This is a genomic window from Enterobacter cloacae complex sp. HYC003_NIDB, assembly GCF_056673375.1.
On the sequence record NZ_CP114220.1, the window covers coordinates 1,264,786 to 1,291,257 of the forward strand.

At 53.9% G+C, this 26,472-nt stretch carries 22 protein-coding genes, 1 tRNA gene and 2 rRNA genes; 17 read left to right on the plus strand and 8 right to left on the minus strand.

Features of this window, described 5'->3' with window-relative positions:
- Positions 1 to 9 precede the first annotated feature (9 nt).
- From O1722_RS06065 to O1722_RS06085, 5 genes are all read left to right on the plus strand, one after another.
- Positions 10 to 85 (plus strand) — tRNA-Glu (locus O1722_RS06065).
- Positions 86 to 267: 182 nt separating this feature from the next.
- Positions 268 to 3,172: ribosomal RNA gene (locus O1722_RS06070) — 23S ribosomal RNA — on the plus strand.
- 192 nt (positions 3,173 to 3,364) lie between these two features.
- A 5S ribosomal RNA gene (gene rrf / locus O1722_RS06075) occupies positions 3,365 to 3,480 on the plus strand.
- 128 nt (positions 3,481 to 3,608) lie between these two features.
- Complete coding sequence (locus O1722_RS06080) at positions 3,609 to 4,061, plus strand: DUF4385 domain-containing protein (protein WP_017692863.1); 453 nt, start codon at positions 3,609 to 3,611, stop codon at positions 4,059 to 4,061.
- Between the two features lie 151 nt (positions 4,062 to 4,212).
- A complete protein-coding gene (locus O1722_RS06085; RefSeq protein WP_017383558.1) occupies positions 4,213 to 5,520 on the plus strand; it encodes an MFS family transporter in 1,308 nt (435 codons plus the stop codon).
- On the opposite strand, the gene O1722_RS06090 is transcribed toward O1722_RS06085, so the two are convergent.
- From O1722_RS06090 to trxC, 5 genes are all read right to left on the minus strand, one after another.
- Positions 5,517 to 5,840: a YfiM family lipoprotein gene (locus tag O1722_RS06090; RefSeq protein ID WP_003860739.1), complete on the minus strand. Its 324-nt coding sequence runs from the start codon at positions 5,838 to 5,840 to the stop codon at positions 5,517 to 5,519. The genes O1722_RS06085 and O1722_RS06090 overlap by 4 nt on opposite strands.
- A 45-nt stretch (positions 5,841 to 5,885) precedes the next feature.
- On the minus strand, positions 5,886 to 7,241 hold the full coding sequence (gene pssA / locus O1722_RS06095) for a CDP-diacylglycerol--serine O-phosphatidyltransferase (RefSeq protein ID WP_033487465.1): 1,356 nt from the start codon (positions 7,239 to 7,241) through the stop codon (positions 5,886 to 5,888).
- A 109-nt stretch (positions 7,242 to 7,350) separates the two neighbouring features.
- Positions 7,351 to 10,014, minus strand: a complete 2,664-nt coding sequence (locus tag O1722_RS06100) for a bifunctional acetate--CoA ligase family protein/GNAT family N-acetyltransferase (protein WP_017692865.1) — start codon at positions 10,012 to 10,014, stop codon at positions 7,351 to 7,353.
- A 35-nt stretch (positions 10,015 to 10,049) separates the two neighbouring features.
- Entirely contained in the window at positions 10,050 to 10,748 is a 699-nt protein-coding gene (tapT, locus tag O1722_RS06105; RefSeq protein WP_017692866.1) for a tRNA-uridine aminocarboxypropyltransferase, read from the minus strand.
- A 70-nt stretch (positions 10,749 to 10,818) separates the two neighbouring features.
- Positions 10,819 to 11,238, minus strand: coding sequence for a thioredoxin TrxC (gene trxC, locus O1722_RS06110; RefSeq protein WP_003860733.1), 420 nt, complete (start codon positions 11,236 to 11,238; stop codon positions 10,819 to 10,821).
- Between the two features lie 204 nt (positions 11,239 to 11,442).
- Here trxC and O1722_RS06115 point away from each other — a divergent pair, with 204 nt between their 5' ends.
- Positions 11,443 to 12,528 (plus strand): tRNA/rRNA methyltransferase, encoded by a 1,086-nt coding sequence (locus O1722_RS06115; RefSeq protein WP_017383555.1) that lies wholly within the window; start codon positions 11,443 to 11,445, stop codon positions 12,526 to 12,528.
- Between the two features lie 39 nt (positions 12,529 to 12,567).
- Here O1722_RS06115 and ung read toward each other — a convergent pair whose 3' ends face one another.
- A complete protein-coding gene (gene ung / locus O1722_RS06120) occupies positions 12,568 to 13,257 on the minus strand; it encodes a uracil-DNA glycosylase (RefSeq protein ID WP_032654620.1) in 690 nt (229 codons plus the stop codon).
- A 315-nt stretch (positions 13,258 to 13,572) separates the two neighbouring features.
- Between ung and grcA the strand changes: the two genes are divergently transcribed.
- The gene (grcA, locus tag O1722_RS06125; protein ID WP_003860727.1) at positions 13,573 to 13,956 is read left to right on the plus strand and encodes an autonomous glycyl radical cofactor GrcA; all 384 of its coding nucleotides are present in this window, start codon (positions 13,573 to 13,575) and stop codon (positions 13,954 to 13,956) included.
- Between the two features lie 50 nt (positions 13,957 to 14,006).
- Here grcA and srmB read toward each other — a convergent pair whose 3' ends face one another.
- Complete coding sequence (gene srmB, locus O1722_RS06130; RefSeq protein WP_017383554.1) at positions 14,007 to 15,335, minus strand: ATP-dependent RNA helicase SrmB; 1,329 nt, start codon at positions 15,333 to 15,335, stop codon at positions 14,007 to 14,009.
- Positions 15,336 to 15,467: 132 nt separating this feature from the next.
- Between srmB and trmN the strand changes: the two genes are divergently transcribed.
- On the plus strand, positions 15,468 to 16,205 hold the full coding sequence (gene trmN, locus O1722_RS06135; RefSeq protein ID WP_015572137.1) for a tRNA(1)(Val) (adenine(37)-N(6))-methyltransferase TrmN: 738 nt from the start codon (positions 15,468 to 15,470) through the stop codon (positions 16,203 to 16,205).
- Here the strand turns inward: trmN and nadB are convergent.
- Positions 16,190 to 17,809: an L-aspartate oxidase gene (nadB, locus tag O1722_RS06140; RefSeq protein WP_017692868.1), complete on the minus strand. Its 1,620-nt coding sequence runs from the start codon at positions 17,807 to 17,809 to the stop codon at positions 16,190 to 16,192. The two genes, trmN and nadB, sit on opposite strands and share 16 nt — an antisense overlap.
- Positions 17,810 to 18,234: 425 nt before the next feature.
- On the opposite strand from nadB, the gene rpoE reads away from it, so the two are divergent.
- The 9 genes from rpoE to recO all read left to right on the plus strand — a co-directional run bounded on the left by rpoE (position 18,235) and on the right by recO (position 26,430).
- Positions 18,235 to 18,810, plus strand: coding sequence for an RNA polymerase sigma factor RpoE (gene rpoE / locus O1722_RS06145; protein ID WP_006176728.1), 576 nt, complete (start codon positions 18,235 to 18,237; stop codon positions 18,808 to 18,810).
- A 31-nt stretch (positions 18,811 to 18,841) separates the two neighbouring features.
- Positions 18,842 to 19,492, plus strand: coding sequence for an anti-sigma-E factor RseA (rseA, locus tag O1722_RS06150; protein ID WP_015572138.1), 651 nt, complete (start codon positions 18,842 to 18,844; stop codon positions 19,490 to 19,492).
- Positions 19,492 to 20,445, plus strand: a complete 954-nt coding sequence (gene rseB / locus O1722_RS06155) for a sigma-E factor regulatory protein RseB (protein WP_003860717.1) — start codon at positions 19,492 to 19,494, stop codon at positions 20,443 to 20,445. The genes rseA and rseB overlap by 1 nt, the downstream gene beginning before the upstream one ends.
- Complete coding sequence (gene rseC / locus O1722_RS06160) at positions 20,442 to 20,918, plus strand: SoxR-reducing system protein RseC (protein ID WP_015572140.1); 477 nt, start codon at positions 20,442 to 20,444, stop codon at positions 20,916 to 20,918. The genes rseB and rseC overlap by 4 nt, the downstream gene beginning before the upstream one ends.
- A 185-nt stretch (positions 20,919 to 21,103) precedes the next feature.
- A complete protein-coding gene (lepA, locus tag O1722_RS06165) occupies positions 21,104 to 22,909 on the plus strand; it encodes a translation elongation factor 4 (RefSeq protein WP_003860714.1) in 1,806 nt (601 codons plus the stop codon).
- A gap of 15 nt (positions 22,910 to 22,924) precedes the next feature.
- Positions 22,925 to 23,899, plus strand: coding sequence for a signal peptidase I (lepB, locus tag O1722_RS06170; RefSeq protein WP_006811565.1), 975 nt, complete (start codon positions 22,925 to 22,927; stop codon positions 23,897 to 23,899).
- 223 nt (positions 23,900 to 24,122) lie between these two features.
- Positions 24,123 to 24,803, plus strand: coding sequence for a ribonuclease III (gene rnc / locus O1722_RS06175; protein WP_003860711.1), 681 nt, complete (start codon positions 24,123 to 24,125; stop codon positions 24,801 to 24,803).
- A complete protein-coding gene (era, locus tag O1722_RS06180; RefSeq protein WP_003860709.1) occupies positions 24,800 to 25,705 on the plus strand; it encodes a GTPase Era in 906 nt (301 codons plus the stop codon). The genes rnc and era overlap by 4 nt, the downstream gene beginning before the upstream one ends.
- Positions 25,706 to 25,722: 17 nt before the next feature.
- Positions 25,723 to 26,430 carry a DNA repair protein RecO gene (gene recO / locus O1722_RS06185; RefSeq protein WP_015572142.1) on the plus strand — a complete coding sequence of 236 codons (708 nt, stop codon included), beginning with the start codon at positions 25,723 to 25,725 and terminating at the stop codon, positions 26,428 to 26,430.
- Positions 26,431 to 26,472: the final 42 nt, after the last annotated feature.

The following is a 26,472-nucleotide window of genomic DNA, read 5'->3' on the forward strand; positions in this document are numbered from 1 at the left end:
AGACTGTACGTCCCCTTCGTCTAGAGGCCCAGGACACCGCCCTTTCACGGCGGTAACAGGGGTTCGAATCCCCTAGGGGACGCCACTTGCTGGTTCGTGAGTGAAAGTCACCTGCCTTAATATCTCAAAACTGACTTGCGAGTCATGTTTGAGATATTTGCTCTTTAAAAATCTGGATCAAGCTGAAAATTGAAACGACACACAGCTCATGTGTGTTCGAGTCTCTCAAATTTTCGCAATCAGAAGTGAAACATCTTCGGGTTGTGAGGTTAAGCGACTAAGCGTACACGGTGGATGCCCTGGCAGTCAGAGGCGATGAAGGACGTGCTAATCTGCGAAAAGCGCCGGCGAGGTGATATGAACCTTTGACCCGGCGATGTCCGAATGGGGAAACCCAGTGCAATCCGTTGCACTATCGTTAACTGAATACATAGGTTAACGAGGCGAACCGGGGGAACTGAAACATCTAAGTACCCCGAGGAAAAGAAATCAACCGAGATTCCCCCAGTAGCGGCGAGCGAACGGGGAGCAGCCCGGAGTCTGAATCAGCTTGTGTGTTAGTGGAACGGTCTGGAAAGTCCGACGGTACAGGGTGATAGTCCCGTACACGAAAATGCACATGCTGTGAACTCGAAGAGTAGGGCGGGACACGTGGTATCCTGTCTGAATATGGGGGGACCATCCTCCAAGGCTAAATACTCCTGACTGACCGATAGTGAACCAGTACCGTGAGGGAAAGGCGAAAAGAACCCCGGCGAGGGGAGTGAAAAAGAACCTGAAACCGTGTACGTACAAGCAGTGGGAGCCTCTTTATGGGGTGACTGCGTACCTTTTGTATAATGGGTCAGCGACTTATATTCTGTAGCAAGGTTAACCGTATAGGGGAGCCGAAGGGAAACCGAGTCTTAACTGGGCGTTAAGTTGCAGGGTATAGACCCGAAACCCGGTGATCTAGCCATGGGCAGGTTGAAGGTTGGGTAACACTAACTGGAGGACCGAACCGACTAATGTTGAAAAATTAGCGGATGACCTGTGGCTGGGGGTGAAAGGCCAATCAAACCGGGAGATAGCTGGTTCTCCCCGAAAGCTATTTAGGTAGCGCCTCGTGAACTCATCTTCGGGGGTAGAGCACTGTTTCGGCTAGGGGGCCATCCCGGCTTACCAACCCGATGCAAACTACGAATACCGAAGAATGTTATCACGGGAGACACACGGCGGGTGCTAACGTCCGTCGTGAAGAGGGAAACAACCCAGACCGCCAGCTAAGGTCCCAAAGTCATGGTTAAGTGGGAAACGATGTGGGAAGGCACAGACAGCCAGGATGTTGGCTTAGAAGCAGCCATCATTTAAAGAAAGCGTAATAGCTCACTGGTCGAGTCGGCCTGCGCGGAAGATGTAACGGGGCTAAACCATGCACCGAAGCTGCGGCAGCGACACTATGTGTTGTTGGGTAGGGGAGCGTTCTGTAAGCCGTTGAAGGTGTGCTGTGAGGCATGCTGGAGGTATCAGAAGTGCGAATGCTGACATAAGTAACGATAAAGCGGGTGAAAAGCCCGCTCGCCGGAAGACCAAGGGTTCCTGTCCAACGTTAATCGGGGCAGGGTGAGTCGACCCCTAAGGCGAGGCCGAAAGGCGTAGTCGATGGGAAACAGGTTAATATTCCTGTACTTGGTGTTACTGCGAAGGGGGGACGGAGAAGGCTATGTCAGCCGGGCGACGGTTGTCCCGGTTTAAGCATGTAGGCGGAGGTTCCAGGTAAATCCGGTACCTTGTTAACGCTGAGGTGTGATGACGAGGCACTACGGTGCTGAAGTGATAAATGCCCTGCTTCCAGGAAAAGCCTCTAAGCATCAGGTAACACGAAATCGTACCCCAAACCGACACAGGTGGTCAGGTAGAGAATACCAAGGCGCTTGAGAGAACTCGGGTGAAGGAACTAGGCAAAATGGTGCCGTAACTTCGGGAGAAGGCACGCTGATATGTAGGTGAAGCCCCTGCGGGTGGAGCTGAAATCAGTCGAAGATACCAGCTGGCTGCAACTGTTTATTAAAAACACAGCACTGTGCAAACACGAAAGTGGACGTATACGGTGTGACGCCTGCCCGGTGCCGGAAGGTTAATTGATGGGGTTAGCGGCAACGCGAAGCTCTTGATCGAAGCCCCGGTAAACGGCGGCCGTAACTATAACGGTCCTAAGGTAGCGAAATTCCTTGTCGGGTAAGTTCCGACCTGCACGAATGGCGTAATGATGGCCAGGCTGTCTCCACCCGAGACTCAGTGAAATTGAACTCGCTGTGAAGATGCAGTGTACCCGCGGCAAGACGGAAAGACCCCGTGAACCTTTACTATAGCTTGACACTGAACACTGGTCCTTGATGTGTAGGATAGGTGGGAGGCTTTGAAGCGTGGACGCCAGTCTGCGTGGAGCCAACCTTGAAATACCACCCTTTAATGGCTGGTGTTCTAACGTGGACCCGTAATCCGGGTTGCGGACAGTGTCTGGTGGGTAGTTTGACTGGGGCGGTCTCCTCCCAAAGAGTAACGGAGGAGCACGAAGGTTGGCTAATCCTGGTCGGACATCAGGAGGTTAGTGCAATGGCATAAGCCAGCTTGACTGCGAGCGTGACGGCGCGAGCAGGTGCGAAAGCAGGTCATAGTGATCCGGTGGTTCTGAATGGAAGGGCCATCGCTCAACGGATAAAAGGTACTCCGGGGATAACAGGCTGATACCGCCCAAGAGTTCATATCGACGGCGGTGTTTGGCACCTCGATGTCGGCTCATCACATCCTGGGGCTGAAGTAGGTCCCAAGGGTATGGCTGTTCGCCATTTAAAGTGGTACGCGAGCTGGGTTTAGAACGTCGTGAGACAGTTCGGTCCCTATCTGCCGTGGGCGCTGGAGAATTGAGGGGGGCTGCTCCTAGTACGAGAGGACCGGAGTGGACGCATCACTGGTGTTCGGGTTGTCATGCCAATGGCACTGCCCGGTAGCTAAATGCGGAAGAGATAAGTGCTGAAAGCATCTAAGCACGAAACTTGCCCCGAGATGAGTTCTCCCTGAGACCTTGAGTCTCCTGAAGGAACGTTGAAGACGATGACGTTGATAGGTCGGGTGTGTAAGCGCAGCGATGCGTTGAGCTAACCGATACTAATGAACCGTGAGGCTTAACCTTACAACGCCGAAGGTGTTTTGGCGAAGAGACAGACACGATTTTCAGCTTAGATTCAGAGTCCGAAGGATTTTGCGCTGAGACAAGGCGGCAAACGAAGGAAAGGAAGGAGCATACTGAGGTATGTGACTGACTTTACGAGAGCAGCCAACGCAGTATCAGTGCGAAAGACACAGGACAGAGCACAAGAATTTGCCTGGCGGCTGTAGCGCGGTGGTCCCACCTGACCCCATGCCGAACTCAGAAGTGAAACGCCGTAGCGCCGATGGTAGTGTGGGGTCTCCCCATGTGAGAGTAGGGAACTGCCAGGCATCAATTAAGAAGAACCCCGTACCGTAAGGTGCGGGGTTTTTTGCTTTGTACGTGGAAAACATGCCGGATGGTGGCTTCCCCTTATCCGGCCTACAATTGTTAAAACAATTTTAACAATGGTGCCGCTTTGACTCGTCCCTTTGATTATCAACAAGATTTTGCCAATATTAATTTTCGCGAACATCCCGAACGGTATCAGGTTGGCCGGGGTGAGCAGGGCGTATTGATGGTCGAGCCTTATAAAAGCGAAATCCTGCCGCACTGGCGTTATAAAAATGCTGAAGTCGCAGCGCGTTCGGCAGAAGAGATCTACGCCCTCTTTGAAGAGTACCGCAGGAATAACGATTTTGTAGGTATGGATATGGCGCGTAAATTCATTCAGATGGGATACACCCGTGCCCGACGATACGCCAATCATAAAGGCGGAAAAAAGTATGATGAGAATCGCCAGGTCAAACCCCTCGATCACGATCCAGTAAAAGCAGAAGCCGCTGCGGTGTTCAAAACGTGGTGGGATAAAATTCGTGCTGATGAAGATTATTTGCAGCGAAAAAAGGCTCACCAGCAAGCGTGGGGATAATTACTACGTCCGCTAATAATTCGATACCTGATCGAGTTCACAAAATCCAATGAAACATATTGGAAACATTTTATTTACCTAACGATTCGTTTTAAATCCGGTTTTACTGTTTGTGGGCAATGGCCCGCAATGTGAGACAGGGGATTTTAAAATGACAGAAACCGTAGCCAGTGCAGATACGGATAACACAAGTTTAGCAGGCAAGGATACTCGCCGTCGGGTTTGGGCAATCGTTGGAGCTTCATCGGGGAACCTTGTAGAGTGGTTTGATTTTTACGTCTATTCATTTTGTTCACTCTACTTTGCACATATCTTCTTCCCGTCAGGGAACACCACAACGCAGCTTCTGCAAACCGCAGGCGTTTTTGCCGCCGGGTTCCTGATGCGTCCCATTGGCGGATGGCTGTTCGGCAGGATCGCGGACAGGAAAGGGCGCAAGACATCCATGCTCATCTCCGTGTGCATGATGTGCGTCGGCTCGCTGGTGATTGCCTGCCTTCCCGGATATGACACTATCGGAACATGGGCACCGGCGTTGTTGCTGCTGGCACGCCTGTTCCAGGGGCTGTCAGTGGGTGGCGAATATGGCACCAGCGCGACATACATGAGCGAAGTAGCTGTTGAAGGGCGCAAAGGTTTCTATGCATCATTCCAGTATGTAACCCTCATTGGCGGTCAGCTGCTGGCGTTACTGGTTGTGGTGATCCTTCAACAAATCCTTAGCGATGAAGATTTACGCGCCTGGGGCTGGCGCATCCCGTTTGCCCTGGGGGCTGCCCTGGCGGTTGTGGCGCTGTGGTTACGCCGTCAGCTTGATGAAACCTCCCAGCAGGAGGTCAGGGCGCTGAAAGAAGCCGGTTCGATGAAAGGGCTGTGGCGAAACCGCAAAGCGTTTTTGATGGTATTAGGCTTTACCGCCGCAGGCTCGCTAAGCTTCTATACCTTCACCACCTATATGCAAAAATATCTGGTCAACACCACGGGCATGCATGCTAACGTTGCGAGTGTCGTCATGACGGTGGCGTTACTGGTCTTTATGCTCATCCAGCCGATTGTTGGCGCGCTGTCGGACAAAATAGGTCGCCGCACCTCCATGCTGATCTTTGGTGGCATGCTCACCCTGGGGACTGTTCCGCTTTTGACGGCGCTACAGCATACAACCTCTCCGTATGCCGCTTTCGCTTTGATTATGGTGGCACTTATTATTATTAGTTTTTACACGGCAATCAGTGGCATTTTGAAAGCAGAAATGTTTCCCGCACAGGTGAGGGCGCTGGGCGTAGGCCTCTCTTATGCGGTCGCTAACGCCCTGTTCGGCGGTTCGGCAGAGTATGTCGCGCTATCCCTTAAGTCATGGGGCAGTGAATCGACCTTTTTCTGGTATGTCACCATCATGGGGGCGCTGGCGTTTATTGTCTCCCTGATGCTGCATCGTAAAGGAAAAGGGATCCGCCTTTAATAATGCGCCATCTGCCAGACGGCGTAGCCGGTTGTTGCCCCGGCTACGTCCCAGGCAAAATCTTTCCAGCTCCAGCCGCTTCCCGAGGGGCGGCTATCCCAAAGTTCTTTTGATGCCCCCAGGCTGATGGAGAACATCAGCCCCATTGTGGCACTTCGATCCCGGCTATAACCCTGGTGCAGCGCATATTCATTACCCGCAGCGGACAACATTGCAGACGCCAGAAAGTGTTGAGCTTTATCCTGACCCGACCAGTTATCATTAGCCATATGGCTGCAACCGGTCAGGAAAAGAGGGATTATCAGGAAAGGCGTACGCATTAACAGACTCCATAAAAAAGCCCCGTCGATGACAGGGCTCGTGTATTACAGAATGCGGCTGATGAGGCGGTCGATACGGATCCGACGTAGACGGCGAATCAGCTTGCGAACTTTCACCGGATAATCAGCGATGCTTTGCAGATTGCGATAATGACGAACCACTGTAGTATGCGTGCGTATAAGCTCCAGCTCACGATCGCGTTTCGCGGCTAACGCATGCTGAGGATCGTGAATAAGGATGGCGTTTTCCAGATCCAGACGCCAGGCGCGTGGGTTGAGATTATTACCGGTCAGCAGCATCCACTCATCATCCACCCACATTCCTTTGAGGTGATAGCTGTTGTCTACATCTTTCCAGAGACGCACAACCAGCTGGTCCGTGTTCACATAGTACTGTAAACGGCTCAGGAAGCGGCGCAGGTTAATCTCATAGAGATAAGGCAGTGCGCCGATGATCTTGAAAGGCTGATCTTCCGGAATGAAAAAGTCATTTGCCGTTTTATCCCCGACAATAATTTCCACCTTTTTACCATCACGCAGCAGCTGAATGATATTACGCACCAGAACGGCGGGAAGGTTGAAGTACGGGGTGCAGATGGTGAGCTTATGCTCCGCGCACGGCATCAAATGGAAGATGGTCTTGTTCAGCAGGCTGGATTTTCCCAGGCCTACCAGAGGCGTAACGGACAGTTCTTCATTACTGGCATCCCCCTGAAAACGATAAACCGCATCGCGCAGTTCCTGGCGGAAGGAGCGAACGTCGTTTTTGATTTCCGGGCTTTTCGGACGATGAGGATCGTCAAGACGGTGCACACCCCGGCCATGAACCAGGTTTTTATCAACCCAGTTGAACATGATGTCGGCCATCTGCGGATTGCGGATCAGATGGTAGCGATCGTAACGGTATTTATCGAGCTGATGGAGATACACATCATTCAGGCTGGCACCGCTATAAAGGACGCTGTCATCAATGATAAATCCTTTAAAATGAAGAACGCCAAGCGCTTCACGGGTATTCACCGGTACGCCATATACCGGGATATCAATACCCGGATTTTCCTGGGCCGTGTGGCAATACCAGTCAGCATTGGTATTCGAGGCAGCCGCACCAATACGGCCGCGCTGAGCACGGTGCCAGTCAACCAGCACGCGAACATCCAGTTCTGGACGCTGACGTTTCGCTTCATAGAGCGCGTTCAGGATCGCACGCCCACCTTCATCTTGTTCAAGATAGAGCGCCACAATGCAAATACGTCGCGTAGCGCTGGCAATCTTTTCAAGAAGCGTCTCCCGGAAATGAGCGGGAGCATAAAAGAACTCTACATCATCAACTGACTGAGAAATCTTCGGTAGTTGAGCAAGGTGTTGTTGATGTTTATTACGCTTAAATTTTGACAACATCACAGTGCGTTTCTTCTCTGTTCATTGAAGGGTTGTCTGTACCAGGCAAACAACATAAGCGGACAATGATACCCCAGTGCCGCGAAAAGTGGGTAACATTTCCAGCAGCTTACTCTTGTTTATCCGTCGAAATCAGGCTGAGGGACAGAGAGACAATGCCTTCATCCAGCTGGATATCAACGTCAAAACCGAGCTTCCGCGCCAGGGTCACCATACCCCGATTATTTGGCATAGTAATGCCATTCAGGCGTGACAATCCGTGATCGCGCGTATAACCAATGAGTTTTTCGAGCAGCCGTCTGCCCAACCCCAAACCCTTAAGATCGGAACGCACCAGTACGGCAAACTCCGCATCCACGTTATCCGGGTCGGAAATGGCACGCGTCACGCCGAGGATCTCCTCTCCCGCTCCGGAACGGCGGACCGCCACAATCGCCATTTCTCGATCGTAGTCGATCTGGGTCATATTGGCTAAATCGTCGTGGGTAAATTCATTGATTTCGCTGAAATAGCGATAGTACAAATCTTCCTTCGTCACCTGCGAGATGAACGCCCGCAGCAGCGGCTCGTCTTCCGGCAGGATAGGGCGAAACAGCGCCCGCTCCCCATTTTTCATCTCCACCCACTCTTCAAGATGAAGAGGATAAGGACGAATGGCGAGACGGCTTTCCCGATCACCGATAAAGGGCGCAATATCCAGCGTCACGTCCAGCGCGGTAAATTCATTTCCGGAGGCAAGAAGGGGATGGATATCCAGGCGCTGGATCTCCGCACAGTCAACAATGAGGTTGGAGACCTTCACCAGAAACTGGCTTAACCCGGCGATATCAAGCGGCCGCAGAGCGCTTCTCCCGCGGATTTTTTTGCTTTTGATGGCCTGAATAATCAAATAACGCGCCAGGTTCATGTTTAGAGGAGGAAGCGCGACAACCGCCTGTTCTTCTGGCCGCCACTCAACGCCGCCTTCACCCAGCATAATGAGCGGACCAAAAACCGGATCGTGTTCGACAACCACGCGTAGCTCCTGCGCACCTGCACGGTTGGCCATGCTCTGCACCAGCAGGCCGTGGATCCGGGCCTGTGGCCACGTCATTTTTACGCGATCGATAATGGCATCCGCGGCCTGTTGTACTTCTGTCGCGGTGCGCAGATACAGCATGACGCCCTGCACATCCGATTTGTGCGGAATATCGGGAGAGCGCAGCTTCAGCGCGACCGGATAACCAATCTGCTCAGCGATATGTACCGCCTCAGCGCTGTCGCCGGCAATCCAGGTGGGCAGGGTTTGCATCCCATAGCTGCCAAGAATGGGTTGCACCTCATGTGTATCAAGAGAAGTGGCGCCCTCTTCGATGGCCTGCTGCAAAAGCCTGTGCACATCCACTGAATTTGCGGTGAGATTGCCCGGCAGGGCAGGCGTTTCACGCAGCTGCTTCTGGTTGCGGCGGTATTCAACCATATGCATAAACGCGGTAATGGTGCCCTCCGGGGTACGGTAGGTTGGCAACCCGGCTTCACTAAACAGACGCCGTGCCTCCTGGGAGGAGAACTCGCCGCACCAGTTGGTCAGCAGGGTAACGTATTTGCCGCGGGGATGGTTTCGGACTGCCTCAATCAGCGCACGAGCACTTTCGCTGCCTGGCGCAACCGCGCTGGGCGAATGGATAATCATCAGCGCATCAAAGTCCTGGCTATCGAGCAAAATCGTGATCGCCTTAATGTAACGATCGCTGCTGGCATCATCGCGCAAATCGAGGGGATTATCGGGAACAACGCTTCCCGGTAACGCGTCCCGCAGGCGCTGTAGCGTCTCTTCACCCAGCGTGGCCAGCTTGCCGTTGCGTAGCCAGAGCTCGTCCAGCGCCAGGGCGGCGGGAGCGGCACCGTTGCTGACAATCATCAGCTTTTCACCGCGCAGGGGGCGCATGTGGCTTAACGTTTCGACGGCGGAAAAAAGCTCGTGCGTATCCTGTACCCGCAGTAAACCGGCGCGCTGGATCGCTGCATCCCATGCGGGATCCATCCCGGAACGGGAATGTAGCAGGCGCTGAGCCGCGGGGCTGCGCCCGCTTTTGATGACCAGTATCGGTTTATTTCGCGATGCGCTACGCGACGCCGACACAAAACGACGGGCGTCGCTCAGGTGTTCAAGGTAGAGCAGGATAGCGCTGGTTTTGCTGTCACGCGCCAGGAAATCCAGCAGCTCATCGACGTCAATGTCCAGGCTGTCGCCCAAAGCGATGAAGTAGGAAAAGCCCATCTCACGCTGCTGCGCCCAGTCGAGGATGGTATTGGATACCGCAGCCGACTGCGAAATAAAGGCCAGTTTGCCTTTGCGGATCGGAACCGGGGAAAAACTGGCATTCAGCCCTTGCCAGGGCGCAAGCAGACCGAGGCTGTTTGGACCAAGAATGCGCATCTGGTAGCGGCTGGCGCAGGCCAGCAGTTCGGGCTGCTGTTCAGGAGGCGAGGAAAGAATAATGCAGGTTTTACAGCCTTTCTGACCGAGCGACTCAAGCAGTTCGAGGTTTCGTTTCGCATGCGTACAGAGCACGGCGAGGTCGGGAACGAAAGGCAGGCTCTGCACATCCGGCCACGCCAGCACCCCCTGTACCGCCTTATAAGCGGGCGTAACGGGCATGACCGGGCCGTTAAACCCGCCAGCCAGCAGGTTACGCATCATCAGATACCCTGCGCGGTCCGGTTTCATCGAGGCGCCAATAACAGCAATGGATTTCGGACGGAGTAGCGCTTCTAACCCTCTCTGGCTCATGCAGGCCTCCTGTGAATGCAAGCGACCTGATGATTTTAAACGCTTTCTGCCTCAGTTGCTGTGACGCTACCCTTATGAACGGTTTTTCCCGCAAGATAACGTTCGCGGAAGCAGGAGAAGTGGGAGCCCAGCGCGCCGGCCGCCTGGGTATCGCCCGCCAGATCCAGTAGCGCAATAGCGACTTCAGCGGTGCAATATTGACCGTCGGCATGCGCTTCACGTAAGCGATAGGCCGAGACGCGCGACAGATCGACGGAAATCACCGGCAGCGCATCAAGATAAGGGCTTTTGCGAAACATCTTTCTCGCTTCGGTCCAGGTGCCGTCGAGCATAATAAACAGCGGCGGCTTACCAGATGGTGGCGCCGTAAGCACCTGACGTTGTTCGCCTGCATATGATGCCGGGAAAACGACCATAGGCTGATAGTCCGGGCTTGCCACCAGGTCGAGCAGAGCCTTAGGTGGCTCAGTGCGCGACCACTGAAACGCTGCGGTGTTAGGCAGAATATCGGCGATCAAACGCCCCGTGTTGCTGGGCTTCATCGGTTCGGTATCGAACATGACCAGACAAAAGCGGCTTTTCGCCTCGCTCGGTACAAGCGTTTCGCACAGACACACTTTCAGCGGTAAAAGGCAGCGCTGGCAGCGGCGAATACGATTGCCTCGGGCCAGAAAAGGGCGGGTGGCGCGCGCAAGGCGCTCGGCGCGTAATTGGAGTACAGCGTTATCAGTCATGGGCGAAAAGGCAGGAAAAACCCCATTTTCGCAGAGGAGAGAACGGGGCACAAGATATGCCCCGCGAATGTTACAGGGATTCGTTTAACCAGCTGTCGAAAGGCGCTTTCGGTACTGCGCCATTGAGCATGTCGATCACTTCACCATTTTTGAAAATCATAATGGTTGGAATGCTGCGAATGCGAAAACGGGCGCTGAGTTCACGTTCCGCTTCGGTATTCACTTTGACAAAACGCATTTTCCCGCTGCGCTCTTCAGCCACGTCTTCGAAGATGGGCGCAAAGTTACGGCAGGGGCCGCACCACGGCGCCCAGAAATCGACCACAACAGGCAGATCGTCCTTGAGGAGTTTGTCCAGCGTAGCACCCGTCGCGTTAATGACATCGCCATCAAATAATTCGTGGCCACAACGCCCGCATTTCGCACCGTCATCCATCCGATCGTCCGGAATGCGGTTTAAAGCCTGACAGTTGGCACATACGGTATTCATAACTAACCTCTGATAGAGCCGTGGAACAACGGCAGAACGCCGATAATGTTTCTGATATGTTACATATTATCAGTGAGCTTGTATGAAACGACAATGCGTTTTATTCAATGGGAACAATAGTCACAGGCTTTTGTACGAAATTATGGCTATGAGCTTGCACATCGGGTAATCTGCGCGCTTCGCGCAGCGCTGGTGGAGAAAAGCATGAACGACGAAATGAAAAACAAAAGCGGCAAGGTCAAAGTGATGTATGTCCGCAGTGATGATGACTCTGATAAACGCACCCAAAATCCGCGTACCGGAAAAGGTGGCGGGCGTCCGGCGTCTTCTCGTGCAGACGGTGGCCGTCGCCCCGCCCGCGATGACAGAAATAACCGCGGCGATGACCGCAAACGTGATGACCGTAAGCGTGACGATCGCAAACGCGATGATGTTGTCCGTGACGGTGGATCGCCATGGCGTACCGTTTCTCGCGCGCCCGGTGAAGAGGCGACCGAAAAAGCCGATCACGGCGGTATCAGCGGAAAAAGCTTTATCGATCCGGAAGTGTTGCGTCGTCAGCGTGCGGAAGAGACCCGTGTCTACGGTGAGAACGCCTGTCAGGCCCTGTTCCAGAGCCGCCCGGAGTGTATCGTTCGTGCATGGTTTATTCAGAGCGTGACCCCGCGCTTCAAAGAAGCGCTGCGCTGGATGGCGGCGAACCGCAAAGCCTACCACGTGGTTGACGATGCCGAGCTGACAAAAGCGTCCGGTACAGAACACCACGGCGGCGTCTGCTTCCTGATCAAAAAACGTAACGGCACTACCGTGCAGCAGTGGGTTAGCCAGGCGGATGCCGATGACTGCGTGCTGGCGCTGGAAGATGTGGGTAACCCGCATAACCTGGGCGCTATGATGCGTAGCTGCGCGCACTTTGGCGTGAAAGGCGTTCTGTTGCAGGATGCCGCGCTGCTGGAATCCGGTGCGGCGATTCGTACCGCGGAAGGCGGTGCAGAGCACGTTCAGCCGATCACCGGCGACAGCGTGCTGGAAGCCCTGGAGCAATTCCGTAAAGCGGGCTACACCATTGTCACCACCTCAAGCCGTGCCGCTACGCCGCTGTTTAAAGCGACGCTGCCGCGCAAAATGGTGCTGGTGTTAGGTCAGGAGCGTGATGGTCTGTCTGATGCGGCACTCTCCAGCGCTGACCTGAGCGTCTCTATCGACGGCACTGGCAACGTTGAAAGCCTGAACGTATCCGTTGCGACCGGCGTGCTGCTGGCGGAATGGTGGCGTCAGAACAAGGCATAAGCCTTTTATGTGCCGGGCCTGACCCGGCACATTCAAACCCTACTCGCTCTCTGCCGGTAACACAGGCATCCAGTCAATCGGCTTTTCGCCACGCTTTTCCAGCCACTCATTCGTCAGAACAAAATGATTACTGCCAAAGAAACCGCGATGCGCAGACAGCGGCGACGGGTGCGGTGCCTTCAGCACGTAATGACGCTGACGATCGATAATCGCCCCTTTCTTTTGGGCATGCGAACCCCAGAGTAAAAACACGACGCCTTCACGATGCTCATTGATCAGGCTGATAACCTTATCGGTAAAGGTTTCCCATCCCAGACTGGCGTGGGAGTGTGCCTGACCCGCCCGGACGGTTAATACGGTATTCAGCAACAGCACGCCCTGGCGCGCCCAGCTTTCCAGATAACCGTGATTAGGGCGGGTAAAACCCGGAATCGTTCCTTCCAGCTCTTTATACATATTCAGCAGAGAAGGGGGGATGGCCACGCCCGGACGCACGGAAAATGCCAGTCCGTGAGCCTGCCCGGGGCCGTGGTACGGATCCTGCCCCAGGATAACCACCTTTACATCACTCAGTTCGGTGTAGCGGAAGGCGTTAAACACATCTTTCTGCGGCGGATAAATTGTCTGGCCGGCCTGCCGTTCAGCCGCAACGGTACTGAGGGTATTAATAAAATAGGGCTGCTGCTTCTCTTCTGCCAGCACGTCATGCCAGGTTAAAGGTGTTGTCATCTCGCTCTCCTGCGAATCTCATTCTGTGTCTAGCTTACCTGTTAAACACCAATGAGCAAAATTACCCGCGGAAAACCAAGCTAAGTGACTCAATTTATGTTGAAAACCAGGCTGGTTAAGTTGAATTGGTAAACTTTTAAAATTGATCTAAAACAAAAAATACAGACCACACTCTTTGTGTGGTTGGTGGTTTTGTTGATTTAAATCAATAAATCACCCGGGTCTGAATGTTATATATACACACAACAAACAATGGTTTTACCAATTGGCCGCAAAAGGCCAGCATCAGTTAATGTAGCCTAAGGGAGGCAACACATGATTACAGGTATCCAGATTACTAAAGCTGCAAATGACGATCTGCTGAACTCTTTCTGGCTGCTGGACAGCGAGAAAAACGAAGCGCGCTGTGTAGTAGCGAAAGCAGGTTTTGCGGAAGACGAAATCGTTCCGGTGAGCAAACTGGGCGAAATTGAATACCGTGAAATTCCAATGCAAGTGCAACCAGAAGTACGCGTGGAAGGCGGTCAGCACCTGAACGTTAACGTCCTGCGTCGCGAAACGCTGATGGATGCCGTTGAGCACCCGGAAAAATACCCGCAGCTGACCATCCGTGTGTCTGGCTATGCGGTGCGTTTCAACTCTCTGACCCCGGAACAGCAGCGCGACGTTATCGCGCGTACCTTTACTGAAAGCCTGTAAAGTTCAGCTTCGGGGGTGGAATAAAAAAGCCGGGAATGTCCCGGCTTTTTTTACTCTTCCGTTTTTGTCTCTGGCGCAGCAGAACTTGGCTTACGGCGCTTACCAATATTTTTGGTATCGCGGTGGCGCTGTTTAACGCGCGGCTTCTCTTTTTCTTTCTCTTTTCTCTCAGCACGTTTCGCGAGCGCTTTCTTGGACGGTTTACCCGTCATTTTTTCACTCGGCGCACGTGTGGTCGGACGAAGCCCGTCAATCACGCGAGCTTTCAGCGGCTCCTCAACGTAGCGGCCAATTTTCTGTAGCAGCAGATGGTCGTGCGCTTCTACCAGAGAGATAGCAATACCTTTGCGGCCCGCACGGCCGGTACGACCAATACGGTGCAGGTAAGTATCACCGCTGCGCGGCATATCAAAGTTGATTACGTGGCTCACGTCCGGGATGTCGATCCCGCGCGCGGCAACATCGGTGGCAACCAGCACATTCACGCGGCCATCGGTCAGGCGCTTAATCCCTTCGGTACGCTTAACCTGCGCCATTTCACCTTCGAGATAGCAGTTGTTGATACCGGCATTGCGCAGCATTTCTGCCAGCTCATGCACGCGCTCACGTTTGCGTACGAAGACGATGGTACGGGTTGCCTCTTCCTGCTTCAGCAGGTGTTTCAACAACTCAACCTTATGCTCAAGGTTATCTGCGCGGTAGTACCACTGGTGGATCTTCTTACGCTCACGGGTCGATGGCGTAGCGGACACTTCCACCGGATCTTCCAGCAGACGTTCGGCGAAATCTTTAATGGCATCCCCTTCAAGGGTTGCCGAGAACAGCATTGTCTGATTACGCCAGCGCGTTTCACCCGCGATGTGTTCGATATCCTGGGCAAAGCCCATGTCCAGCATGCGGTCAGCTTCATCGAGAATCAGCGTTTCCACCGCGCGGCAGTCGAAGTTCTCTTCTTTTATGTATTGCAGCAGACGGCCCGTCGTCGCGACAACGATATCCTGGTTTTCGCTGAACACTTCGGCGTGGTTCATATACGCTACGCCACCGGTGATGGTCGCGATATCCAGATGGGTGTTCGCCGCCAGCTCACGCGCGTGTTCGGCAACCTGCATCGCCAGTTCACGGGTCGGGGTCAGGATCAAAATGCGCGGCGGGCCTGATTTTTTACGCGGAAAGTCGAGCAAATGCTGCAACACAGGCAGCAAGTAGGCTGCTGTCTTCCCCGTGCCGGTTGGCGCAGAACCGAGCACATCGCGGCCCTCAAGCGCAGGCGGAATGGCCGCGGCCTGAATGGCGGTCGGGCGTGTAAAGCCTTTGCTCTCAAGGGCATTGAGCAGGCTTTCATCGAGTTCAAGTTCGGAAAAAGTCGTTACAGTCATGTTCTACCTCTGTGTGGGGCGCTGATTATAGACGTTACGGCTGTAATCTTCATCTGTTTGTATGGATATCGCTTTTCGACCACTTCGCTTTCCCCTATGCTACTCCAGTTTCACTCAGAAGGTTGCCCTGACATGTCTCAACTCAAAGCGCAGTTGCGCCGCGATGGTTTTACGTTTAAACAGTTTTTTGTGGCGCACGATCGTTGTGCGATGAAAGTCGGTACAGACGGTATTTTACTGGGTGCATGGGCGCCTGTCGCAGGTGTAAAACGCATTCTGGATATTGGTACGGGCAGCGGACTTCAGGCGCTGATGCTGGCGCAGCGAACGGAAGAACACGTCACGATCGACGCCGTTGAGCTTGATCCTCAGGCGGCTCGGCAGGCAAGTGAAAACGCTGCCGACTCTCCGTGGGCAGATCGCATCAGGGTAGAATGCGCCGATGTCCTGACCTGGGCGTCGGAGCAAACCGCGCGTTACGATTTGATTGTCAGCAATCCGCCGTATTTCACGCCAGGCGTGGAATGTGGAACGCCAGAACGCGAGCAGGCACGTTACACCGGCTCGCTCGATCACAAGGCGCTACTGACCAGTGCGGCGGAGCTCATCTCGGAAGAGGGATTTTTCTGCGTGGTCTTGCCTGAAAGCACGGGTAATACCTTCATTGAGATCGCACGGGGGATCGGCTGGAATCTGCGTCTTCGTACCGATATTTCGGATACGGAAGGACGCTTACCGCACCGCGTGTTGCTGGCGCTCTCGCCGAAAGAGGGGGAATGCTTTATCGACAGGATGGTCATTCGTGGGCCAGACCAGCGTTATTCCGAAGATTACACTGCACTGACCCAGGCCTTTTATCTGTTTATGTGAACCTGCGGCGTCAACACCGACGGGCCGGACATTTCAAGCGGTTCGGGATAGTCCAGCGTATAATGCAGGCCACGGCTCTCTTTGCGCATCATCGCACAGCGCACAATCAGCTCGGCAACCTGCACAAGGTTGCGCAGCTCCAGCAGATTATTAGAAACGCGGAAGTTGGCGTAATATTCATCAATTTCCTGCTGCAACATCATGATGCGGCGTAACGCGCGTTCCAGACGCTTCGTTGTGCGTACAATCCCGACATAATCCCACATGAAAAGCCGCAGCTCGTGCCAGTTATGCTGGATAACCACCAGTTCGTCCGGGTTTTCTACCCGACTTTCATCCCATGCCGGCAAGTGTGTTGTCGGACGTGCATAGGGCATGCGTTTGGTAATATCTTCCGCAGCCGACCACCCATACACCAGACACTCCAGCAGCGAGTTTGAGGCCATGCGATTCGCACCATGCAGGCCGGTGTAGCTGACCTCGCCGATCGCATACAAACCATCCACGTCGGTACGACCATGATCGTCAACCATCACCCCGCCACAGGTATAGTGTGCGGCAGGTACAATCGGCACCGGATCGCGGGTTAAATCAATACCCAGACTCAGCAGCTTTTCATAAATCATCGGGAAGTGCTGGCGAATAAAGTCTTCCGGTTTATGGCTAATGTCCAGATACATACAGTCGACGCCAAGCCGCTTCATCTCGTGGTCAATGGCGCGGGCCACGATATCCCGCGGGGCAAGTTCACCTCGGGGGTCGAAGTCCGGCATAAACCGGGAACCGTCCGGACGCTTCAGATACGCGCCTTCGCCGCGCAACGCTTCAGTTAACAGGAAGTTACGTGCCTGCGGGTGGAACAGGGCGGTAGGATGGAATTGATTAAACTCCATATTCGCCACGCGGCAGCCTGCGCGCCAGGCCATGGCGATACCGTCTCCGGAGGCGATATCCGGGTTAGTCGTGTACTGGTAAACCTTGGAGGCGCCGCCAGTCGCCAGCACAACGGCTTTTGCCTGGCAGGTTTCCACCTTCTCTTTATTCCGATTCCACACCCATGCGCCGACAACACGGCGCGTGCCGGGCAGGCCAATCTTATCGGAAATAATCAGGTCGACGGCGTTGCTGCGCTCCAGCACCCGAATATTAGGATGGCTGAGGGCTTTGCTGACCAGCGTGGTTTCAACCGCTTTTCCGGTTGCATCAGCAGCGTGCAGAATACGGCGGTGGCTGTGCCCGCCTTCACGGGTCAGGTGATAGCTCTCTTCACCATTAGGCTGAACATGCGTATCAAACAGCACGCCCTGATCGATAAGCCATTGCACGCAGTGGCGGGCATTGCTGGCGACAAACTCTGCCGCATGCTCATCCACGATCCCGGCGCCGGCAATCAGGGTGTCTTCTACGTGCGAGGCTATACTATCCGTTTCATCAAACACGGCGGCAATACCGCCTTGTGCATAGAAGGTGGAACCTTCGCTCATCGGCCCTTTACTCAGCACGATTACGTTCTGATGTTCCGCCAGGCGCAGTGCGAGGGATAGGCCGGCAGCACCGCTGCCGATGATCAGTACATCACAATGAAGTTCAGGCGTCGTGTTCATGATGTTTGTTTAATTTACTAAACATGGTGTGGGGAGAATAGCATTGTGATGCGAGATATCGCACGTTTTTTTTGTTGTGTGTTGCAATGACTAAACGGAAGGCCAGAAGTTAAATCTGCGCTAAATGGCCGGAAATATTTTGCGAAGCAGATCGTTAGCTTCAGATTTTGTGGTGAAATAAAGCCTGTGTTGCGTTACTCTTCTGACGATAAAGTTGATGATTCTTGTCAGAAAGCGGGTGCGTATCGTGAACAGACTTATAATGAGAGAAAATGAACGGTCTGCGGCGCGATGAACAAAAACAAAGGCGTTACGGAACTTATTGAAGAACAGACACTCTAATTCGGTGCTTGCTCAAAGTGCAATGTTGTTAGAGTGGCGTTTCGATAACGCGTGGAATTTGGTTTGGGGAGACATTACCTCGGATGAGCGAGCAGTTAACGGACCAGGTCCTGGTTGAACGGGTCCAGAAGGGAGATCAGAAAGCTTTTAACCTACTGGTGGTGCGCTACCAGCATAAGGTAGCGAGTCTGGTTTCCCGCTATGTACCGTCAGGCGATGTTCCTGATGTGGTGCAAGAGTCTTTTATTAAGGCCTATCGCGCGCTGGATTCATTCCGGGGGGATAGTGCTTTTTATACCTGGCTGTATCGTATTGCAGTCAATACGGCTAAGAATTATTTGGTTGCTCAGGGCCGTCGTCCGCCTTCTAGTGACGTTGACGCTATCGACGCAGAAAACTTCGAAAGTGGTGGCGCGCTGAAAGAAATTTCGAACCCTGAGAACTTAATGTTGTCAGAAGAACTGAGACAAATCGTTTTTCGCACGATCGAGTCGCTCCCGGAAGATTTACGCATGGCAATTACGTTACGGGAGCTGGATGGCCTAAGCTATGAAGAGATAGCCGCCATCATGGATTGTCCGGTCGGCACGGTTCGTTCACGAATTTTCCGTGCGCGAGAAGCCATTGATAATAAAGTTCAACCGCTTATCAGGCGTTGACGATAGCGGGATACTGGAAAAGGTATTAGGCATGCAGAAAGAAAAACTTTCCGCTTTAATGGATGGTGAAACGCTGGATAATGAGCTGCTCGATGAGTTGTCTCATTCTCCCGAAATGCAACAGACCTGGGAGAGCTATCATCTTATCCGCGACTCTCTGCGCGGTGATACCAGCGAGGTTCTCCATTTCGATATCTCAGCACGCGTTATGGCGGCCATTGAGAACGAACCTGTTCATCAGACCACGCCGCTGATTCCTGAAGCGCAGCCTGCACCTCACCAATGGCAGAAAATGCCGTTCTGGCACAAGGTGCGTCCATGGGCCAGCCAGCTCACCCAAATGGGGGTCGCTGCGTGCGTATCGCTTGCAGTTATCGTTGGGGTCCAGCACTATAATACTCAGTCTGAAGCCAATCAGCAGCCTGAAGCGCCAGTGTTCAATACGCTGCCGATGATGGGTAAAGCCAGCCCGGTTAGCCTGGGCGTACCGGCAGATGCCTCCGCAAGCGGCGGACAACAACAGCAGGTACAGGAGCAGCGCCGTCGCATTAATGCGATGTTGCAGGATTACGAGTTGCAGCGCCGTCTGCACTCCGAGCAGCTTCAGTTTGAGCAGGCCCAAACCCAGCAGGCTGCTGTGCAGGTGCCAGGAAACCAAACTTTAGGAACGCAATCGCAGTAATGAAGCAACTTTGGTTCGCCATGTCTTTGATGGCGGGTAGCCTGTTCTTCTCTGCTAACGCCTCGGCTGATGTTTCATCCGGGGCGTTGTTGCAGCAAATGAATCTGGCCAGCCAGTCACTCAATTACGAGTTGGCATTTATCAGCATCAATAAGCAGGGTGTCGAATCGTTACGCTATCGCCACGCCCGCCTTGATAACCAGCCGCTCGCCCAGCTTTTACAGATGGATGGCCCGCGTCGGGAAGTGGTCCAGCGTGGGAACGAAATCAGCTATTTCGAGCCTGGCCTTGAGCCGTTTACGCTCAATGGTGACTACATCGTTGACTCCCTGCCGTCGCTCATTTACACCGATTTTAAACGTCTCGCCCCCTACTATGATTTTATCTCGGTGGGACGAACGCGTATTGCCGACAGGCTGTGCGAAGTGATCCGCGTTGTTGCGCGGGATGGGACACGTTACAGCTATATCGTCTGGATTGACGCAGAGACGAAGCTGCCGATGCGCGTTGATCTGCTCGATCGCGACGGTGAGACGCTGGAGCAGTTCCGCGTGATCTCCTTCGATGTGAACAGTCAGGTTGGCAACAGCATGCAGAATCTGGCCAAAGCCAGCCTGCCGCCTTTGCTTTCCGTGCCTGCCGGCGATTCTGTCAATTTTAACTGGGTACCATCCTGGATCCCGCAAGGGTTCAGCGAAGTTTCCAGCAGCCGTCGCCAGCTCCCAACCATCGAAACACCAGTTGAGTCGCGACTCTATTCCGATGGGCTGTTTAGCTTCTCGGTGAATATCAATCGCGCTACGGCGAACAGTTCCGAACAGATGCTCCGTACCGGTCGCCGGACGGTCAGCACGACGGTGCGCGATAATGCGGAAATTACCATTGTCGGTGAATTACCGCCGCCAACGGCAAAACGTATTTCAGACAGCATTAAATTCAGGGCTGCGCAATGATTAAAGAGTGGGCCACGGTCGTATCCTGGCAGGATGGCGTAGCGCTTGTCAGCTGTGACGTTAAAGCATCATGCAGCAGCTGCGCTTCGCGAGCCGGTTGCGGCAGCCGCGTGTTGAATAAGCTGGGGCCGCAAACGTCGCACACTATTGCTGTGCCGAGCGATCAGCCGCTGGTGGCAGGGCAAAAAGTGGAGCTGGGCATCGCTGAAGGTAGCCTGCTCACTTCCGCCATGCTGGTTTACCTTTCTCCGCTGGCAGGTCTGTTCGTGATGGGCGGGGTTTTCCAGATGCTGTTCGGCACAGATTTGGCCGCCTTGTGCGGTGCCGCGTTGGGCGGGGTGGGCGGGTTCTGGCTTGCTAAAGGCGTTTCCCCAAGGCTTGCCGCCCGGGAAGCGTGGCAGCCCGTTATCCTCAGCGTTGCACTGGCACCCGACCAACTTCGTGTTGAGACGCTCTCTTCTGAGGCCCGGTAATCTGCCGGGCTTTATTATTATTTACATCGCAATAAAGAAAACGCCGTCTCTTCGCGCTATACCTGGCTCTAAGTGCATTTCCAGCTGACAAGGATGTAGTGTAGAATGCTGCGTTTTCGCACTGAAAAACGTCAGGCTAAGAACAGCGGCCTCCAGGAATTCGTAAGGCATAATTATTTAACTATATGAAGAACATACGTAACTTTTCGATCATTGCTCACATTGACCACGGTAAGTCGACGCTGTCTGACCGTATTATCCAGATTTGCGGTGGCCTGTCTGATCGTGAAATGGCAGCCCAGGTTCTGGACTCCATGGACCTGGAACGCGAACGCGGTATTACCATCAAAGCGCAGAGCGTGACGCTCGACTATAAAGCTTCCGATGGTGAAACCTATCAGCTGAACTTTATCGACACCCCAGGGCACGTTGACTTCTCTTATGAAGTGTCACGCTCGCTGGCGGCCTGCGAAGGCGCGCTGCTGGTGGTGGATGCCGGGCAGGGCGTAGAGGCCCAGACGCTGGCAAACTGCTACACCGCCATGGAAATGGATCTTGAAGTGGTGCCGGTTCTGAATAAAATCGACCTGCCAGCCGCCGATCCTGAGCGCGTAGCGGAAGAGATTGAAGACATCGTCGGTATTGATGCGACCGATGCAGTGCGCTGCTCGGCGAAAACCGGTGTCGGTGTTCCGGACGTACTGGAACGTCTGGTGCGTGATATTCCGCCGCCGGAAGGCGACCCGGATGCGCCGCTACAGGCGCTGATCATCGACTCCTGGTTTGATAACTACCTCGGCGTTGTCTCGCTGGTGCGTATTAAAAACGGCACCATGCGTAAAGGCGACAAAATCAAGGTCATGAGCACCGGCCAGGTCTACAACGCTGACCGTCTGGGCATCTTCACGCCAAAACAGGTTGACCGTACCGAGCTGAAATGCGGCGAAGTGGGCTGGCTGGTCTGTGCCATTAAAGACATCCTCGGCGCGCCGGTGGGTGATACCCTGACCGGTGCACGTAACCCGGCAGATAAAGCGCTGCCAGGCTTCAAAAAGGTGAAACCGCAGGTTTATGCGGGTCTGTTCCCGGTCAGCTCTGACGATTACGAAAACTTCCGCGATGCGCTCGGAAAGCTGAGCCTCAATGATGCCTCCCTGTTCTACGAGCCAGAAAGCTCAACGGCGCTGGGCTTTGGCTTCCGCTGTGGCTTCCTCGGTCTGCTGCACATGGAGATCATTCAGGAACGTCTGGAGCGTGAATACGATCTGGATCTGATCACCACCGCCCCGACGGTTGTCTACGAAGTAGAAACCACATCGAAAGAGGTGATCTACGTCGACAGCCCGTCCAAGCTCCCGCCGCTGAATAATATTCAGGAACTGCGCGAGCCAATCGCAGAGTGTCACATGCTGCTGCCGCAGGAGTTCCTCGGTAACGTGATCACCCTGTGTATTGAGAAGCGTGGCGTGCAGACCAACATGGTTTACCACGGTAACCAGGTGGCGCTGACCTATGAAATTCCGATGGCAGAAGTGGTGCTCGACTTCTTCGACCGTCTGAAGTCTACCTCCCGTGGCTATGCGTCGCTGGACTACAACTTCAAACGCTTCCAGGCCTCGAACATGGTTCGTGTGGACGTGCTGATCAACGGTGAGCGTGTGGATGCGCTGGCGCTGATCACCCACAACGATAACGCACCGTACCGTGGTCGTGAGCTGGTTGAGAAGATGAAAGATCTGATCCCGCGTCAGCAGTTTGACATTGCGATTCAGGCGGCCATTGGTAACCACATCATTGCCCGTTCAACCGTGAAGCAGCTGCGTAAAAACGTTCTGGCTAAGTGCTACGGCGGCGACGTCAGCCGTAAGAAAAAGCTGTTGCAGAAGCAGAAAGAAGGTAAGAAGCGTATGAAGCAGGTCGGTAACGTTGAGCTGCCGCAGGAAGCATTCCTTGCCATCCTTCATGTTGGTAAAGACGGTAACGGTAAATAACCTTAAGGAGTTGGCATGGCGAACATGTTTGCCCTGATCCTGGTCATCGCTACCCTGGTGACAGGTCTGTTGTGGTGCCTGGATAAGTTTATCTTCGCCCCAAAACGCCGTGAACGTCAGGCTGCCGCGCAGGCAGCCACGGGCGATGCGCTGGACGCGAAAACCCTGAAAAAAGTCGGCCCAAAACCGGGATGGCTGGAGACAGGGGCATCGGTATTCCCGGTGCTGGCGATTGTGCTGGTGGTGCGTTCATTTATCTATGAACCGTTCCAGATCCCGTCAGGATCGATGATGCCAACGCTGCTGATCGGTGATTTCATTCTGGTTGAAAAGTTTGCCTATGGCATCAAAGATCCGATCTACCAGAAAACGCTGATCGAAACGGGTCATCCGAAACGTGGCGACATCGTGGTGTTTAAATATCCGGAAGATCCGCGGCTGGATTATATTAAACGCGCGGTAGGTCTGCCGGGCGATAAAGTGACCTACGATCCGGTGGCGAAAGAGGTGACCATTCAGCCAGGCTGTAGCTCTGGCACCGCATGTGAAAATGCGCTGCCAGTCACTTACTCCAACGTTGAGCCAGCTGATTTTGTGCAGACCTTCGCCCGCCGTAACGGCGGTGAAGCGACCAGCGGATTCTTCCAGGTGCCAAAAGGTGAAACCAAAGAGAATGGCATTCGTCTGGTTGAACGCAAAGAGACGCTGGGCGATGTTACTCACCGCATTCTGACCGTGCCCATCGCACAGGATCAGCTGGCAATGTACTACCAGCAGCCAGGCCAACAGCTGGCGACCTGGATTGTGCCGCCGGGACACTACTTCATGATGGGTGACAACCGCGATAACTCTGCGGACAGCCGTTACTGGGGCTTTGTGCCGGAAGCGAATCTGGTCGGTAAAGCAACCGCTATCTGGATGAGTTTTGAGAAGCAGGAAGGCGAGTGGCCGACCGGCGTTCGCCTGAATCGTATTGGCGGAATTCATTAATTTTCGCCAAAAATAACACGTAGCGGCTTTTATTCGCCGCTACGTGAATTATTTCAGCGATAAATCTCTTTGAACTAACGACATCCCCTGTCGTTGTGTATAGAATATTCCCCCGAAGTTTAAGGTTGGCCCTGCAAGGGTGCCACGGCACACGAAACCGCGTTGGTTTTCTCAGGTCGGTTTCGTGTGCTGCATTTTTGACGCATTCATTTATTGGTATCGCATGAACCCCATCGTAATTAATCGGCTTCAACGGAAGCTGGGCTACACTTTTCATCATCAGGAGTTGTTGCAACAGGCATTAACCCATCGCAGTGCCAGCAGCAAACATAATGAGCGTCTCGAGTTTTTAGGCGACTCTATTTTAAGTTTCGTGATTGCAAATGCGCTTTATCATCGTTTTCCGCGCGTGGACGAAGGTGATATGAGCCGCATGCGCGCCACGCTGGTGCGCGGCAATACCCTCGCTGAAATCGCACGCGAATTTGAGCTGGGTGAATGCCTGCGTCTGGGGCCAGGTGAGCTGAAAAGTGGTGGTTTCCGTCGTGAATCCATCCTTGCCGATACGGTCGAGGCATTGATCGGTGGCGTGTTCCTGGACAGCGATATCCAGACCGTAGAAAAGCTGATCCTTAACTGGTATCAGACCCGCCTGGACGAAATCAGCCCGGGCGATAAACAAAAAGATCCTAAAACGCGTCTGCAAGAATATTTGCAGGGTCGTCATCTGCCGCTGCCATCCTATCTGGTGGTGCAGGTGCGTGGCGAAGCCCACGATCAGGAATTTACCATCCATTGCCAGGTCAGTGGCCTGAGTGAACCGGTGGTCGGCACGGGTTCAAGCCGTCGTAAGGCTGAACAGGCTGCCGCCGAACAGGCGTTAAAAATGCTGGAGCTGGAATGAGCATCGACAAAACCTATTGCGGATTTATTGCCATCGTCGGACGTCCGAACGTTGGCAAATCCACCCTGCTGAATAATCTGCTTGGGCAGAAGATTTCTATCACCTCGCGTAAGGCGCAGACCACGCGTCACCGCATCGTCGGTATCCATACTGAAGGCGCGTATCAGGCGATCTACGTCGATACACCGGGCCTGCACATGGAAGAGAAGCGCGCCATCAACCGTCTGATGAACAAGGCGGCGAGCAGCTCCATTGGCGACGTAGAGCTGGTGATTTTCGTTGTGGAAGGCACCCGCTGGACGCCGGACGACGAAATGGTCCTGAACAAGCTGCGCGACGGCAAAACGCCGGTGATCCTCGCAGTCAATAAAGTGGACAACGTGCAGGAAAAAGCCGATCTGCTGCCGCACCTGCAATGGCTGGGCAGCCAGATGAACTTCCTGGACATCGTCCCGCTGTCTGCGGAAACGGGTCTGAACGTTGATACCATCGCGGGTATCGTGCGCAAGCATCTGCCGGAAGCGACTCATCACTTCCCGGAAGACTACATCACCGATCGCTCTCAGCGTTTTATGGCGTCTGAAATCATCCGTGAGAAGCTGATGCGTTTCCTGGGCGCTGAACTGCCGTACTCTGTGACGGTGGAGATCGAGCGTTTCCAGAGCAACGAGCGTGGCGGCTACGATATTAACGGTCTGATCCTCGTTGAGCGTGAAGGGCAGAAGAAGATGGTGATCGGCAATAAAGGCGCCAAGATCAAAACTATCGGAATCGAAGCCCGTAAAGACATGCAGGACATGTTTGAAGCACCGGTTCACCTGGAACTGTGGGTGAAAGTGAAATCTGGCTGGGCCGATGATGAGCGTGCGCTGCGCAGCCTCGGTTACGGCGAAGATCAGTAACCTAAGACGACGAGCATATGGATGGATGGCAGCGCGCCTTTGTCCTGCATAGTCGTCCCTGGAGCGAAACCAGCCTGATGCTGGACGTCTTCACGGAAGAGTCCGGTCGCGTGCGCCTTGTTGCCAAAGGCGCACGTTCCAGACGTTCTAATCTGAAAGGTGCCTTGCAGCCTTTCACCCCGCTGCTGGTCCGCTTTGGCGGGCGAGGGGAAGTCAAAACCCTGCGCAGTGCTGAAGCCGTCTCCCTGGCGCTTCCTCTTTCTGGTATCACGCTCTACAGCGGTTTGTATGTTAACGAACTCATCTCACGGGTTCTTGAACATGAGACCCGCTTCTCTGAACTTTTCTTTGATTACCTGCACTGTATTCAGGCACTTGCTGGCGCAACCGGCACCCCTGAGCCTGTGCTGCGTCGTTTCGAACTGGCTCTGCTCGGGCACCTTGGTTACGGCGTCGATTTTCTGCACTGTGCGGGAAGCGGCGACGAGGTAGAAGACACCATGACCTATCGCTATCGTGAGGAAAAGGGCTTTATTGCCAGTGTCGTCGTCGATAACAGCACCTTTACCGGGCGCCAGCTCAGAGCACTGTATGAACGCGAGTTCCCGGACGCCGACACTCTGCGTGCGGCAAAACGCTTTACCCGAATTGCGCTCAAGCCGTATCTTGGGGGCAAACCTTTAAAGAGCCGCGAATTATTCAGGCAGTTTATGCCGAAACGCTAATGTTTTACCCCTCACCCCAGCCCTCTCCCGGAGGGGGAGGGA